A 16057-nucleotide genomic window follows, 5' to 3' on the forward strand; every position below is an offset into this window, starting at 1 on the left:
GAGTCTGCGGGGAAGGCATAAGATCGCGGGAATCGACCGCGGTGGCGCTCGATGGGATCGACAATCGTATCAGAAAGTGGGCGGCCGGCCACCGTTGGGACTCATCCCGTCGGGATCTCCGATCACCGGCAGGTGCGTGTATTCGAGAGCTCGCCAAATGTCGCCCGACTTGCGGAACTTGACGATCAGCCGCCGAGGGACCTGCGCGTTGGTGTGACTCTTGTCTTTCATCGAAACGGTGACGTTGATCGTAAAGTCGACGATCGCTTCGGGAGGCTGCAGATCGCTGCGGATCTCGAACTTGCGAAAGCCACCCATGTTGACCTGGGCCCGATCGAAGTGAAAGCGCGGCAGTTCCGCCTTGGCCGATTGGATCGCCGGTTCGGCATCGGGATCGATGAACTGAAAGACGCGCGGGTGGTCGTTCGCCTGCAGCGCGTCGGCGACCTGCAGGATCGAATCGACAAGCGATTCGCGGTCGGTCACCCAGATCTTTTCGACGTAGATCCCGATCGGAATCAACAGCAGGAAGACGCCAGCGATGATCAGCCCCGCCCGCTTTCCCGTTTGCATCCAACCGTAGGCCGATGCGACGGCAAAGGCCAACAGAATGAAGGTCAGCATGAACGGGCGTTCGGCGATTAGATCCACCATCGCACGGGTCTCCAAATCATCGGCGGTCGAGGCGTCGTGAGCCTTCGATTGTACGCCAGACCCTGCGAGCCGTCGAACGGACGGCATGTCAGCAGATTAACCGGACGCTCACGCGTGCCGGATGGTACCTCGCCCTGCACCGCCAGGATCAGGCGGCTTGAGGAAGCGTATCGTCCAACGGTTGGATGTGCGTTCCGAGCGTTTCGATCTCGAGTTTAAAGATCCGATCGACCAATTGAGCTGCTGTCGGCCGATCGGTCGGGGTCGACGAGGTCATCTCTTCCAACATGCCGACGACCGATTCGGGAACCTGGAATTTTTGCAACAGCTGGCGATTCAAAGGCTTCGCCGGGACTGCCGGTTGGTTGCGGCAGAGCATTTGTTGGAAGACGATTCCCAGCGAGTAGATATCCGACTGGCTGGTCGCCCTGCCCTTGCCTTGGATCTGTTCGGGAGCGGCGTAGGCGGGAGTTCCTTGGAAGCGATCGGCTTGCAGCGTGTCCCCTTCACGCATTGATAGGCCCAGGTCGATCACCGTCAGGTGGCCGCTGAGACTGACCAGCATGTTGTCGGGTTTCACATCGCCGTGAATCCAACCGGATTGATGCAACGCTTGGAGCGCTTGCGCTGCTTGGCGAATCCACCACAATCCGACCGGCAATGGCTGCGAATATTTGCTGCCCAGCCAAGTCGAGAGCGGTTGTCCGTCCAAGCGTGGGAAGACGACATAGGGACGCGGCGCGGAGAGCCGAGCATCCAACAGCGCGATCAAATTGGGATGGTTGGCCGCTTTGGCGCTGGTCGCTTCCTGACGCAATTGCAGCTGGCCTTCCAGCTGCGCATCGATGCTGTCGGTGAGCATTTTGACGACGTAATCGGCGCGCGGACTACCGGCCGCTTCGGCGGGCTGCGCGTAAAACAGATCGGTCCAAGGCCCTTGATGAAAGCACTCCAGCAAACGCCAAATGCCAACGCATTGATTTCGTTTTGCGCTGGGAACGCGATCCGTGGTGACACCTGTTCGATCGGTCATGTTCTCTCCGTCTGCCTTTGCAACGAGCCAAATAAATGCCCGTTAGCTAGGATCGGCGGATGAGAAACTCGCCTGCAGATTGGGCGGCGCAACCGCTAAAGTCGACGCGACCGGCAACCCGGCATCTTGCGTCGACCATGCGGTTCAGCGGCGTTCTACCCTGTAAATTGCCTACCCAAAGTCACTTTCGGGGAGCAATGCTTGCAATTCGATCCATTGGGCTTCGGCTTCGCTCAACTGCTCCGTCAGATCTTGGATCTCGTTGTGCAGGTCGAGTGCCTTTTTGGCATCGGTGGTTTCCAATAACTCTCGATTCAGCGCGTTCTTGCTGTCGTCCAGTCGAGCGATCTTCTTTTCGATGCTGCTGATCTCCTTCCGCAGTTTGCGGTCGTCGCGTCGCGCGGCGCGGTGGTCTCCCTTGGGCGCCTTGCCGGCGGGCGAGCCCGCTTTGCCACGCTTGGCATTCAGTTCACGCTCTCCGTCGTCGACCTCTTTGTTGACCGCGTACAGATACGATTCGTATCCGCTGCCGTAGTTCCGCACTTGTTGATCGCGGACCTCGATCACGCTGGTGGCGATCCGCTGCATGAAGTGCCGATCGTGGCTGGTGAAGATCACCGTACCCTTGTATTCCAACAACGCGTTGGCCAACGCATCGACGGTTTCGACGTCCAAGTGGTTGCCCGGTTCGTCGAGCACGAGGATGTTGTAATCGCCTAACAACAGGCCGGCCATACACAACCGAGCGCGTTCACCACCGGAGAGGACCGAGATCTTCTTGCGGGTGTGCGAATCGCGGAACAGCAACGATCCGGCGACGGCAAGGATCTGTTGATGCGTCGTCCCGGTGAGCGCCTTGGATTCTAGATATTCCAGGACAGTCCAGGTCGGCGTGAGGCTGGTGTAGACGTGCTGCGCGTAGGTACCGATCTCGCAACCATAGCCCCATTTGACCGCTCCGGCGACCGGTTTCAGGGATTGCACCAAAGTTCGCAGCAGCGTCGTTTTACCTTGGCCGTTGTCACCGACGATGCCCGCCCGTTCGCCATGTTCGATCTCCAATTGGATTCCCGAAGCGACCGTATGGTCGGGATATCCGATGCTGAGATCGAGACAACGAACCGCAGGTCCCTGTCGCGGGTTATCGATGATTGGCGCACGGATGTGGACCGTTGGCAGGTCGACTTCGATCTCGACGGTTTGCAGGCGTTCGAGCTGTTTTTGTTTGGATCGAGCTTGGCTGGCGGTGCTCGCGTTGGCTCGGTTCTTGTCGATGAAGGTCTGCAATTGCTTCTGCTTTGCCAACACGGCGCTGTTGACGCGCAGATCGTGTTCGCGGCGCTCTTCCTGATATTGCAAGAAGGCTTCGATCTTGCCCGGGTACATCGTCAATTTGCCGCGGGTCAGGTCGAGGGTCTGGTCGCAGGTCGCTTCCAGGAACGCGCGATCGTGCGAAACGATCAAACACGATGCGTTGAAGCCACGCAAAAAGTGCTCCAACAGAATCTGCGTACGAACGTCCAAGAAGTTTGTCGGTTCATCGAGAATTAACAGATTCGGTTCGTGCAGCAGCAGTGCGGCCAGTTTAACCCGCGTTTGCCAACCGCCGGAAAGCTCTTTGACGGGGCCGTCGAGGTAGACGCCTTTAAGTTCGAATTGGCCGGCGACCTCGCCGCACTTCCAATCGGGCTGGCCGCTGTCGCGCATCAGGAAGTCGAGGGCCGATTCGCCCGGTTCGAACGGGTCGTGCTGACGCAGGTATCCGACGCGCAGATTGTTGCTGTAGGTGACCTCGCCCGAATCGAGTTCCTCTTCGCCCATAAAGATTCGTAGCAGGGTCGATTTGCCGGCGCCGTTGCGGCCGACCAAACCGAGTTTTACGTTGTCGACGATCGTTGCGTCGGCATCATCGAGCAAGACTTGTTCGCCGTATCGTTTGAAACCGCCTTTGATTTGGAGCAGCGTTGCCATGGGGCCTTTGAGTCGTAAGAGGATACTTGGCGACGCCCGGCCGTGGGGGGCGGCAGGCGTCGCAGCTGAATGGAGGAAGGGGGAAACGTGCGTGTCCGATTGGAAGTATCGGAGCGGCTGGGGTTAGGGCTTGATTTCGCTTCCCAGCAGTTCCAGGAAGGCACGCATCCAGGCGGGATGTGCCGGCCAAGCCGGCGCAGTGACCAGGTTGCCATCGACATGGGCATTGTCGAAACCAGCGGATGCGGGGACAAACTGACCGCCCGCGACGGTGACTTCCGCGGCAACGGCTGGATACGCGCTGCACTGGCGTCCCGCCAACAGTCCCGCCGCAACCAGGATTTGCGGGCCGTGGCAGACCGCGGCGATCGGCTTATTGTCGGCGTGGAATGCCTTGACCAGATCGATCACCTGCGAATCCATCCGCAGATATTCGGGGGCGCGGCCGCCGGGGATCACCAAGGCATCATAGTTTGCTGCCTGAACGTCCGCAAAGTTGGCGGTGATCGCAAAATTGTGGCCTGGCTTTTCGCTGTAGGTCTGATGCCCTTCAAAATCGTGGATCGCTGTCGCGACGGTCTGTCCGGCTAGCTTACCTGGGCAAACGGTGTCGACCTGGTGCCCGACGCACAGCAAAATCTGCAGCGGCACCATCGCTTCGTAGTCTTCCACAAAATCGCCGACCAGCATCAGTATCTTTTTGGCAGCCATCGCCTAGGAATCCTCGGGGCTTAAAGGAAGCAGAAAACGTTTGAATGTTGAAGGCAAACGCCCTTCAGACCACAGGCTAACCTGGGCCTTCTTTTTTAGCCAGGCACCCAGCCGCCGGAGCCGCATCGAAAAATATCTGAGGTCAGGGGAAATTCTGGCTTGACGCGGGGAGTTTCCGATTGGTACTCACCCTCCAGCCCACTGTTTTGCGTGATCGCATGATGAGGGGCAAACGCGGTCGTTTGGTTGGTCAGACGATTGTGGACCTTGGGTCGTCCAGTTCTGCGAAAGAATTTGCCACGGATGGCGTGCGCAGCGGCGGGACGATCTTGATATCGCATCGAAAATGAATTTCGATCGCGAACATTGGCTGGCGGGTTAGTTTTGCTTAAAAAGCGTGCCCGCGATGAAGGAGATTCGCGTTGATTGCAACGGTGAACTACAGACTTTGGATCGCATCAATCGCTCTGCTTGGAGCTGTGCTCTCGAGCGTTGATGTGAATACGCATGCCCAGGCCCCCGCCGCAGCGCCGGTGCCTGTCCAGCCTCGTGCTGCCCAGCCAACCCCGTTTGATCCAGGCAGAGCCTATGCCTTGGTTCAACAAGCCAAGCAGGCGATAACGGACCGGGATCTGCCAGTGGCAGTGACGGCTTTCCGTGAAGCCGCCGGCATGTTGCCCATGGTGCCTCAGCTGCGACCCGAACTCGATGGGCTGTATCAACAGCTGCAATCGATGGGGGTGCAAGCCAAGGACCTAATGGCAATCGTCCCGGCGATGAACGGCCAAGCGGGATTGCAATTGCAGTCCCCGACGCAGCCGTTGCCCGGTGGCTTTAGCATTCCACCGATGCAATTTTCCGCCGGATCCAACCTGACGGCTCCTATCGATATGACCCGGTTGCCAACAACCGTAGGACAATCGCCAGCCGCCGGTTCCGACAATTCACAAACAACACAAATCACCAAACAGGCGCCTGTCGAACAACGTTTGATCGAAGCGGGCCGCTTGGTCGCGCTGGGACAAGCGGCGATGGACCGGGGCGATTTCCGAACCGCGCAACAGCTCGCGACCCAGGCCGACAGCCTGGAAGTTCCCGATGCCGCCTTCCGACCCGGACAAACCCGACCGTGGCAGCTGATGCTGGACGCCGATTCGATGTCGCGCCGGCAACCGCAGGGAACCCAACAGGCTCAATTCAATCCCGCTCAGTTGGGCGGTGTTATGCAGGCTGGAGCGACGGTTCCGATTGGTGCCGCACCCGGTATGGGACAGGTTCAGCAAAGTGGATACAACGCCACCGGCGATCGTTCGCAAGTGATGCAGGTTCAAGCGAACTTGCCTCAAGTGCCGGTCCCCAGCGACGCAGCGGAAACCTATCGCAAGGGAGTCGAAGCGCTTTCGGCCGGCAACAGCGATCAAGCGAGAGCTTTGTTCCTGGAAGCTTGGAAAAGCGAAGCCACCTTGGATCCCGCGACCCGTCAACAATTGAAAGACAAGCTGACGTTGATGCGTCCAGCGACGGAACCTCGTCCGATGGCGGAATCGACAGGTGCGTTTGACGCCGTGACGCAAGAGCAAACGTTGGCTCGTGCACGTCTGATGCGTGAAGTCACCAGCGAACTTGCGAACGTCGAACAAGCCAAGAAGGACAATCCGATCGGCGCCTTGGAGCGGCTGCAACGCCTGCGTCGTAGCATCGAAGCCAACACCGATGCGGATTCCGCATCGCGGCAACAGATGTTGTCGATGGTCGATCGCCAGATCACTACGCAACAAAAATACGTGGAACAGAACCGTGCCCAGATCGATCTGGACATGACCAACGCTCGGATTCGCGAAGAGATCAATCAAGATCAGTTCGACCTGATCGAATTGGACGAGAAGGTCTCTCAATTGGTCGAACAGTTCAACGAACTGATGGATGACCAACGTTATCCCGAGGCGGAGATCATCGCGAAACAAGTTAATGAACTGAAACCCGATTCGCCGATCGCGACGCTGCTGTGGCACAATTCGCGAATGGGAATCCGTTTGAACCAAGCCGAAGAGATCCAAGGCAAGAAAGAGATCGGTTTTGTCGACACGTTGCAAGCTGTCGATGAATCGTCGATTCCGTTCGACGACCGGAACCCATTGAAGTTTGCCGATGCTCGCGAATGGGCTCCGATGAGCACTACGCGGTTGCAGCGTGAACGTGCGGCCAATCGCCGGATGGGGCCACGCGAATTGGAAATCGAAAGTCGTCTAACAACTCCTGTGGAAGTGCGTTTCGACAAGCGACCGCTGGGCGAAGTGATCGACACCTTGAGCAAGATGACCGGCGTGCCGATGCACATCGACGACCGCGCTCTGTCGGCCTTCAACATGACACGCGATCAATCGGTTAGCATCGATTTGAGCCAACCGATCTCGCTCCGCAGTGCCCTGCAATTGATCCTCAGTCCGTTGGACCTGAGCTATGTGATCCGCAATGAAGTCTTGATGGTCACCAGCCGCGAGATGCAGCGATCGGATGTCTATCCGGTGACCTATCGTGTCGCCTCGTTGGTGCTACCGATTCCTAACTTTACAACGTCGTACGAAACCGGTTTGGCAGGAGCCATTCAAGCGGCTCACGCGATGGCGAACAATCGCTTGAACGTGAACACGATGCCAGTATCGTTGACGGGCCTCGCGTCGAATAACACCCCGATGTCGCCGACGTCGATGAATCCCAACATCTTGGCACAAGGTGGCTTCACCGCACCGGGAGCGTTTGGATTTGGTGGCAACGGCGGGCATCAAGGTCAAACCACACAACCCGGTTCGATGGGTGGTGGTGCGATCGCCGACTTTGATTCGCTGATGGAATTGATTCAAACCACCGTCGTTCCCGATACGTGGGAAGCATTGGGTGGTCCAAGTACGATGAGCCCCTATCCGGCGAACTTGAGCTTGGTGATCAGCACGACCAGCGAAGTCCACGACCAGATCACTCAATTGTTGGAATCGTTGCGTAAGCTACAGAACTTGCAGGTCACGATCGAAGTTCGCTTCATCTCGTTGGCCGACAACTTCTTCGAACGCATCGGTCTCAGCTTTAACGTGGAGTTCGACGACAATGTCTCCAGCCTGCCGCTGGATGACCGCGGACCTTCGGTGGCGATCGGTATCGGCGATTCGGCCGGTACACCAACGGCTGACTTCGACATTGCCTTCAACCAAGGCAGCTTCGGAGCGTCGGCCCCCGCGTTTGGTGGTTTCGATCCGGGATCCGCTGCCAGTATCGGATTTGCGATCCTCAGCGACATCGAAGCGTTCTTCTTCTTGGAAGCCGCTCAGGGTGACAGCCGAACAAACGTTCTGCAGGCACCGAAGGTGACGCTGTTCGATGGTCAAATCGCGTCGATCAACGATCAATCGCAACGACCGTTTGTGATCAGTGTGACGCCGATCGTCGGTGACTTTGCGGTCGCACAACAGCCGATCATCGTGGTCTTGAACGAAGGTACGGCGTTGAACGTGCAAGCGGTGGTCAGCGATGACCGACGCTTCGTCCGACTGACGTTGGTGCCGTTCTTCAGCCAGATCGGTGAAGTCGACACGTTTACGTTCGAAGGGCGTTCGTCGACCAGCAATTCGACGCGTCGTGACACCAACAACGACGGCGTGATCGACGAAAACGACGAAGATGTATCCGAAGAAGAAGTCAACGAAGGTACCACGGTCCAGTTGCCGACCTTCGCTTTCACTTCGGTTTCGACAACGGTCAGTGTTCCCGATGGCGGAACGATCCTGTTGGGCGGTATCAAGCGTTTGCGAGAAACCCGCTCCGAGCAGGGCGTGCCGATCTTGAGCAAGCTGCCCTACATCAACCGTCTGTTCAAGAATGTCGGAACCGGGCGTGAAACCAACAGCCTGATGTTGATGGTCACGCCACGGATCATCATTCAGGAAGAAGAAGAGTTGGCGCAAACCGGATTCGATCCGACCCGGTAATCGCTAGCCGAATCGGTTGTCCTTCGTCCCGCGGAAGTAGTGTCCATCGACACTGCTCCCGCGGGATTTTTATAGGGTGACAGCTCCTTTGTATTCGCCGGTGCCGACGACACTCACGACGACAGTCACGACGATGAACCCAATCCTTCGGCGCATGCTCATTCATCCAACCTGGACTTCGCGGCTCGCGGTTGCTCCACTGCCTTGGCGATCGGTGGCGGAGGTTGCGTTACGCCGTGCCAGCCGGTTGCTGGGCAAGATGGTCCTGGTGGGGTTAGGGCTTTGCGTTTCGGCGATCGATAGCCGGGGGCAAGAGCCGGTGACGGAGTTGGCTTGGGAAGATCAACCGGTCGTTCGGTTTCGCAAAAGCATGTTTCAAGGCGTCAGCGTTTCCAGTGGTTACGTGAGCGATGCCGGTGAGGACGCGTTGTCGATCGCCGACTACAAGGTCTCCGCTCGACTGGCGGTGCCGCTGGGCAGCTTCCAGAATTTGCTGGTGCTCTCGCCCAGTTTTCGCCAATACTTTGTGAACGCCGGCGACGCGATCGATGTCCCCAATCGGTTGTACGAAACCGGCGTGTCCTTCTTTACGCGATATCAATGGAAACCAGGGCTCTCGATTCTGGCGATGGTTTCGCCACAGCTGAGGACCGATTTTGAAACCGAAGATCACTCGTGGCGGCTCTCCGGATTCGGCCTCATCGCCTGGGAATGGATCCCCGAAGTCTTGACCGTTTCGTTTGGAGCTGCCTATCTCGGCCGCGATGACCTGCCGGTGCTGCCGGCGGTTGGACTCGATTGGCGGCCAAATTCGGATTGGCGATTGGAGTTGATGTTTCCGCGGCCACGGTTGCTGCACCGGATCGCCAAAAACGGACCGCTCAGCGAAACCTGGGGCTACGCCTCGATCGCTCCCGGCGGCAATACCTTTAACGTCCGTCGTCGCGATGGGCGAGACGACGAGCTGACGCTCGGGGATATCCGCACGATGTTCGGCGTCGAACAAATTCGCGATGGCGGCCGAGGCTGGTTTGCCGAACTCGGGATCGCCTTTGCGAGGTCGATCGAATACGAATCGGGCGACGAATACGACTTCGATGCCGGCCTGTTTGCTAACGCCGGGATGACGTTTTAAGGAGCTTGTTGGAGTCGAGGCTTCAGCCGAAGATGCGCTTTGTCGGCTGAAGCCTCGACTCCAGCGCGGCGTCGGCTGAAGCCTTGACTTTAGCGCTCCGTCGGCTGAAGCTTTGACTCCAGCGTGGCGATCTATTGGTTCGCCTGGCCTTTGATCGTTCGCTGAGCGACTTCCCAAGCGGAATCGAGGTGCTGCATGTAGGCTGTCGGGTCGAGCAGGCGGCTGGCGTCGTCGGTCTCGATTTCGATCAACCAACCGGCGCCATAAGGTTCCGCGTTGATCGCCGATGGATCGTCCAACGCTTCCGGATTGATCGCTGTTAATCGACCGGCAAGTGGCGAATAGAGATCGCTTTCAGCTTTTTTGCTTTCGATGCTGCCGATGTTTTGGCTGACGGCAACGGTCGTCCCCGCGTCGACGATCCAGTCCAAGAAGTAGACGTCTTGCAGCAGCCGCACGGCATAGGCGGATAAGCCGAAGCGGAAACGCCCCGCTTCGGTGGGCATTGCCCACATATGGTTCTTGGCATATAGACGGTCTTGCGGAAAGCTCGCTTGGAACTCTCCCATACTGAAGACCAACGAGCCGTTCGACTCAGCCGATTCGCTCATGTGTAGCGAACCCCTTGGTGCTCGGGCTCAAAGAACGCCGGCAACAGCGAATCGGCTCGCAACAGGCCATCCATCGTCAATTCGACTTGGGACTCGTTGAAACTCAGCAGCCCTTCGTCGGCGTAACCTTGCCAAACGTCGCGCCAGCGATCGATCACATCGACGCCAAACTTCTGGCGGAAGTAATCGACGTCCAGCACGCCCTTCTTCAGCAGCAGGACCATTTCGCGGATCAGCATCTGATGCTCGGTCGGCTGGAAACCGCGTCCCAACGGCAGTCGCCCCTCTTCGATTGCGCCGAGGTACTGTTCCATGCCGGGCAGGTTTTGATAGTGGACGCCTTGAGCGTGCCCAAAGCTGGCGATCCCGGTGGCCAACAGATCGCTGCCACGCCACAGGTTGTCGCGATAGCTGAAGCTGATTTTGTTGGGATCCTTGATCATCGTGTACGCGCTGCTAACGCTGTAGCCCACCTTCTTCAGCTCTTCAAACGCATACGCGACCCAAGCTCGTTTGGTCGGCCAATCGGCGACGGGGGTCTCGATCTTGTTGCCCAAGATGTCTTTGGAATAGACCGTGTTGAACGGCAATTCCATCTGGTAGATCGTGACGCTCTCGGGACTCAGTTCGATCACCTTTTCGATGTTGTACTTCCAATTGTCCCATGTCTCCCCGACCATTCCCGAGATCAGATCGATATTCACGTTGTTGAAATTGGCTTCCTGGATCCATTCCCAAGCCGCGTAGACTTGTTTGGAAAGATGAGCGCGGCCGTTTTCTTCGAGCACTGAATCGGTGAAGTTCTCGACACCCAGGCTCAGTCGCGTGACGCCCAGGGTTTCGCGAAGCGTCTTAACCTTGGTCTCGCTGAGCGTGCCCGGTTCGCACTCAAACGTTACCTCTTCGGCCCCATCCCATGTGATGTGGCGATGCAGTCGTTCCGAAAGCGCTGTCAATTGCTTGGGGCTGAGGAAGCTGGGGGTGCCACCGCCGAAGTAGACGAAACGGAACGGTCTTTCGCCCATCACGGGCAGCTGGCTGACCATTTCGATCTCGCTGCACAACGCGTCGACGTAACGTTGCACCTCGGGGGCTTTGACGTCGGTGAAGACCTTGAAGTAGCAGAATTTGCAGCGTTTGCGGCAGAACGGGATGTGCAGATACAAACCCAACGGCGTGTCCGGTTTGGGGGCGCTGCCGAGCGTCTTTTCGACCGTTGGTAGGGCGTCGACCGTCCACTGAGAATAGGGAGGGTAATTGGAGATGAAATAGCTGCCGACTTCGGTTTTGGAATCGGTAGTGCTCATGAGATCTCGCTTTCTGAGGTCGGATGGAGTCGTTGCGGTGGGAAGTGGTAGACATCCCGAGCGACGCGGACTGCGTTTGGAATCGGCAACCCGCATGCATTCTTCGGCCCGAGCTGCTTAACAGTTTACTAGTAAATCAAGTTCTCGGCAGCCGTTACTTCCCGCCAAAGCAGAGGATATGCCCTTCTTCGGTCGTGAGGATCAGCTTTCCGTCGGCGATCGCGGGGGATGCTAGCAGCGCCCCTTTGACTTCATATTGCCAGGTCGGTTTTCCGTCTTGAAGATTCAGCCGATACAAACGGCCGTCGGTAGCGGCCAACAGTACGCTGTCGCCAGCGATCACGGGGGAGGAATCGGCGCGGCGGCGGATCATGGTTTGCCAGAGTTGTTTACCGGTGGTCGCATCGAGCCCTGTGACGCGTTTCCCTTGGCTGCTGACGACGACCACTTTGTCGGTCGCTGCGGCGCTGCTCCGGTACTCTTGCGACTTTTCGGGATCTTCGTAGGTCCAAGTGCGGATCCCTTTTTGCCAATCGAACGCAAACACTTGGCCGCCATAGGTCGGCAGAAAGGCTAACGGGCCAACAACTGCCGGCGTGCTGTTGGTGGGACTTTCCAACGGCATCGGGTCGGTCGCCTTCTTGCCCGTGTTGAGGTCGACGACGTGCAGTTGGCTGTCGCAGCCGCCTAGGAAGGTACGATCGCCCGCGACGGTGGCGGAGCAGCGGATTTGGTCGGCGGTTTCATATTCCCAGACGACCGAGCCGTCGGACAGCTTTAATGCATGCAGTTTGCCCGCTTCGGAGGTAATCAGGACTTTCTCGCCATGAAACATCGCGCCCGAATCGATCTGCCCTTCCGCTTCGAATTTCCAACGCTCGCTGCCGTCAACGGTCGACAGGGCGTAGACCATGCCGTCGTAATCCCCCAGGATCAGCGTTTCTCCTTGGATCGCGGGGGCTGCGAGAAAGCCGGTGTCGATGGAAACCTTCCAAACCAGCGTGCCATCGGCCAGATTCAGGCAATAGACGCCCCCTTCGGTGTCGGCAGCGTAGACGCGTCCGGCATCGATCACCGGAGTGGCTTCGAAGGCTTTCGCATCGGCGAAGTCCCACGCAACGGCCAGGTTTTCGGGAAGCGGGGTAGGGACGGCCCCGGTGGCTGCTTGGTCGCCACGTTCGACAGGCCATTGAGCTGGACAAATCGAAACCGACGCCCAGAGCGCGAGCTGGGTGCAAAGGAGGAGAGCTAATTTCGGTAGCGGCATCGAGACAAATTGGTGGTTGGGGATGGAAGTTTTACGGTCGGCGCGGCAGCGCGACCATGGCGGACCGGGATGCGAGACATTGCGTCGCCGCAAGAGCTTTCGGCCGCGAGTGGTCATCAATTGGCAGGGGCGATCGGCGGCCCACCGGCTCGCGATTGCCGCTTCATTATACCGGGAACGACCCCAGGGGGTGAAAACGGCCAAAATTTCGCATCTTTGGATTTCGTTCCCAAGGTGTATCTGACGAACTTCCGCTGTGTCGATTAAAGTGGAGCGAACGGTTTTGTTCACCAACGGGGTTGCCTTTGCCGAGATCTTTGTACACTTCGGGGCTCGCTTGGATTAAGATCTCGGGCCACGAACAGCAACGGATCCGAGACCGTTCTTACATCGAAAAACGCTCCAGTCACCGGGTATAAGTCGGACTTTATGATTTGTGTCAGCATTGGCCGCGGTCGCCATAAACGAATGATCGCCGAATATGAATGGATCGCTCAGCAGGGGATCAAATTGGTCGAACTGCGTTTGGATTACCTGACGCGGACCGTCGATTTGAAGCGACTTTTGGGTGACAAGCATTGCCAAGTGATCGCCACATGCCGCCGCCGTGAAGATGGGGGGCGTTGGAAAGGGACCGAAGAAGCCCGGCTGATGCTGTTGCGATCGGCGATCGCTTCGGGGGTCGACTACGTCGATCTCGAGGGGGATATCGCCCACACGGTTCCCCGTTACGGGCGAACCAAACGGATCGTTAGTTACCACAACTTTGAGACCACGCCGGATGATCTGGTCGAATTGCACAGCGAATTGGCGCGTCGCGACGCCGACGTGGTCAAACTGGCGACGATGGCGCATTGTGTTGAAGACACGTTCCGGATGATGGATCTTGTCAAAAACGCCGCCGTCCCGACGATCGGGATCTGCATGGGCGACCTGGGGACTCCAACCCGGATCCTGCAGGGGAGCTGGGGATCGCCGCTAACGTTTGCTTCGATCGATTCAGAACGCACGATGGCGCCCGGTCAGGTCGGTTGGAAAGAGATGATGCGGGTCTACGACGCCGAAAGCATCAACGCCGATACGAAACTGTTTGGTGTGATCGCCGATCCGGTAGGTCACAGCTACAGCCCCTTGATTCACAATGCGGGTTTCAAGCACCAACAACTCAATAACCGTTACCTACCGTTCCGCGTTCCTGCTGAAGACCTCGATTTCTTCATGGAGAACTGCCAGCGGATGGGAATCAAGGGGCTCAGCGTTACGATCCCGCACAAAGAAGAGGTGATGGATTACTTGACGGAGATTGAGGCGTCGGCGCACGAGATCGGTGCTGTCAACACGATCGTCTTCGATGGCGATAAGCGTCGTGGTTTTAACACCGATTACCGGGCGGCGATGGATTGTTTGATGGAATCGGTCGAGCACGATGCAGCGTCGGACGAACCGCTTCGCGGCAAGACGGCGTTGCTGTTGGGAGCTGGCGGAGTCTGTCGGGCGATCGCATGGGGGCTGCGGCAACGCGGCGCCGATATCATTGTTACCGGTCGAAGTCCCGCCAGGGCGGAAGCGTTGGCCGCGTCGGTTGGCGGCAATGCGATTGCTTGGGAACACCGGCACGATCCCGAGGCCGACATCTTGATCAACGGAACGCCGTTGGGAATGTATCCGAACCTGGATCAATCCCCTTACGATGGCCGTCAATTGCGTCCTGAAACAACCGTCTTTGAAACGATCTACAACCCGGGGCAGACGTTGTTCGTCAAGCTCGCTCGTCAGAAGGGATGCAAGATCGTGACCGGCGTGGACATGTTCATTCGCCAGGCGGCGTATCAATACAAGCTGTTCACGGGCAAGGAACCGCCGATCGCCGTCATGCGACAAGCGTTGGCACGCGCGGTCAATCCCGCTCAGACTTGGGATACGACCGAAGCGGTCGACGACAAACACGACACCGACACCGAAGGGGCTTAAGCCGCGGGGGGCAATCGCGAGCATCGCGATTGCCTTTCGTCCGAGCAGCGATCAGCGGGGGCTTCGTTACCGATGGGAACTCGGGGCCGCGAATCGCTCGATCCGTTTTACGGATCGCCTATTCGTTGCTCTCGATCAAGCTTTCGCCTTTGGAGAGGACCGACAATTCGGTGGTCAATTGTTCGCGGAGGTTTTCCAGTGATTGGAAGCCCAGGTGAACGTTTTCGACCTTCCCCGACTTGCCGATCATCACGGTCATTGGGAAACCGGTGACCTGATACGTGGTAGCGATCGACGAATCTTCGTCGCGAGCGACGGTGATCGCGAGCTTGGATTGCTTCAAGAAGGCTTCGATCTCCGCCTTCGATTCGGCGTTGTTGATCGCGTACAGGACAACTCCCTTGTCTTTGAATTCCGCAGCGACTTCGGAGATCACCGGCATCGCCAATCGGCAGGGGCCACACCAGGTTGCCCAGAAGTCGAGGATCACGACGTCTTTGCCGAGGTGCTTGGACAGCTTCAGCGTCGAATCATCCATCAGCGGCGCTTCGAATTCTGGAGCCGGCTTGCCGACCAAGGGGTGCGGTCCCCCTTCCATCGCTTCGACCAAAGCTTCGACCGAAGCGAAGGCCTTGGCATCTTTAGGAGCTTCGAATTTGAAGGTGTCCGAACCGCCTTCGGCCCATTCCCACTTATCCACTTTGACGCTGACGACGAACTTGAAGCCTGGGGTCTTCTGGACTTGGGGGTTGGCCCGTTTGATCAATTCGGTCATGTCGATCAACATACCGACCAGCTTAGGTTGCTTTTCGTCGGCGATCGTCAGTTGGACAAAGCTGTCGTCGGCGCGGTTGAATTGCAACGTTTTGCCAACGGGTTTCGCATCTGCTTCGGGCTTGATCAATTCGACGCTGGTGACATCGGTCAACAGGTTTTCGCGAGCCGATTCGCTGGGGATGGTCATCGCCAGCAAGGCGTCGATGATCGGTCCGCCGGGCATGCCTGGTTCGACGATCAGGTCCGCCAGCGTGGCGGGACTGTCTTTCGAGATGTAGGCATCGGGGGTGACCAGCATGTTCAACATCTTGCCGTCCGAGACGATGTCGACATTGACTTCTTCGCTGCGGACACGCAGCGCGAACTTGTTGGGCAGAGCCGATGCGGCGGAGTAGTCGGTTTTGGTTTCAAAGACGACTTGGCCTTCGGAGTGAACTTGTTCGCTGGTTTTAAATTCGGCGGTGACCGCTTTGGCCGACTTGATTTGATCGACAAACGCAGCCAGAACTGGCTCTGCTTCGGGAGAGATCTTAGCCGGTTCTTGAGCGCTCAGTGAGCTGAAGGCAATGGCGAACAAGCCTGCGAGGGCCGGGGCCAGGGGGCGAGTAAACATTACTGGAATTCCTGTCAAAGATTCGTT

At 57.8% G+C, this 16057-nt stretch carries 11 protein-coding genes; 3 read left to right on the plus strand and 8 right to left on the minus strand.

What is annotated here, in order from left to right:
- Positions 1 to 69: 69 nt before the first annotated feature.
- From Poly24_RS04460 to Poly24_RS04475, 4 genes are all read right to left on the minus strand, one after another.
- On the minus strand, positions 70 to 654 hold the full coding sequence (locus Poly24_RS04460) for a hypothetical protein (RefSeq protein WP_145091057.1): 585 nt from the start codon (positions 652 to 654) through the stop codon (positions 70 to 72).
- Between the two features lie 148 nt (positions 655 to 802).
- Entirely contained in the window at positions 803 to 1687 is an 885-nt protein-coding gene (locus Poly24_RS04465) for a serine/threonine-protein kinase (RefSeq protein ID WP_145091060.1), read from the minus strand.
- Positions 1688 to 1858: 171 nt separating this feature from the next.
- Positions 1859 to 3658: an ABC-F family ATP-binding cassette domain-containing protein gene (locus Poly24_RS04470; RefSeq protein WP_145091063.1), complete on the minus strand. Its 1800-nt coding sequence runs from the start codon at positions 3656 to 3658 to the stop codon at positions 1859 to 1861.
- A gap of 123 nt (positions 3659 to 3781) precedes the next feature.
- On the minus strand, positions 3782 to 4369 hold the full coding sequence (locus tag Poly24_RS04475) for a DJ-1/PfpI family protein (RefSeq protein WP_145091066.1): 588 nt from the start codon (positions 4367 to 4369) through the stop codon (positions 3782 to 3784).
- Between the two features lie 638 nt (positions 4370 to 5007).
- Here Poly24_RS04475 and Poly24_RS04480 point away from each other — a divergent pair.
- Entirely contained in the window at positions 5008 to 8349 is a 3342-nt protein-coding gene (locus Poly24_RS04480; protein WP_231753464.1) for a type II secretion system protein GspD, read from the plus strand.
- 154 nt (positions 8350 to 8503) lie between these two features.
- The gene (locus Poly24_RS04485) at positions 8504 to 9484 is read left to right on the plus strand and encodes a hypothetical protein (protein ID WP_145091069.1); all 981 of its coding nucleotides are present in this window, start codon (positions 8504 to 8506) and stop codon (positions 9482 to 9484) included.
- Positions 9485 to 9615: 131 nt separating this feature from the next.
- Here Poly24_RS04485 and Poly24_RS04490 read toward each other — a convergent pair whose 3' ends face one another.
- From Poly24_RS04490 to Poly24_RS04500, 3 genes are all read right to left on the minus strand, one after another.
- Positions 9616 to 10095 (minus strand): glycine cleavage system protein H, encoded by a 480-nt coding sequence (locus Poly24_RS04490; RefSeq protein ID WP_145091072.1) that lies wholly within the window; start codon positions 10093 to 10095, stop codon positions 9616 to 9618.
- On the minus strand, positions 10092 to 11402 hold the full coding sequence (locus Poly24_RS04495; RefSeq protein ID WP_145091075.1) for a coproporphyrinogen-III oxidase family protein: 1311 nt from the start codon (positions 11400 to 11402) through the stop codon (positions 10092 to 10094). The genes Poly24_RS04490 and Poly24_RS04495 overlap by 4 nt, the downstream gene beginning before the upstream one ends.
- A 154-nt stretch (positions 11403 to 11556) precedes the next feature.
- On the minus strand, positions 11557 to 12669 hold the full coding sequence (locus Poly24_RS04500) for an outer membrane protein assembly factor BamB family protein (protein WP_197452319.1): 1113 nt from the start codon (positions 12667 to 12669) through the stop codon (positions 11557 to 11559).
- 429 nt (positions 12670 to 13098) lie between these two features.
- Between Poly24_RS04500 and aroE the strand changes: the two genes are divergently transcribed.
- Entirely contained in the window at positions 13099 to 14640 is a 1542-nt protein-coding gene (gene aroE / locus Poly24_RS04505) for a shikimate dehydrogenase (protein WP_145091081.1), read from the plus strand.
- Between the two features lie 118 nt (positions 14641 to 14758).
- On the opposite strand, the gene Poly24_RS04510 is transcribed toward aroE, so the two are convergent.
- Positions 14759 to 16030 (minus strand): redoxin domain-containing protein, encoded by a 1272-nt coding sequence (locus tag Poly24_RS04510; protein ID WP_197452320.1) that lies wholly within the window; start codon positions 16028 to 16030, stop codon positions 14759 to 14761.
- Positions 16031 to 16057 lie beyond the last annotated feature (27 nt).

This window comes from Rosistilla carotiformis, assembly GCF_007753095.1.
GTDB classification, from domain to species: domain Bacteria; phylum Planctomycetota; class Planctomycetia; order Pirellulales; family Pirellulaceae; genus Rosistilla; species Rosistilla carotiformis.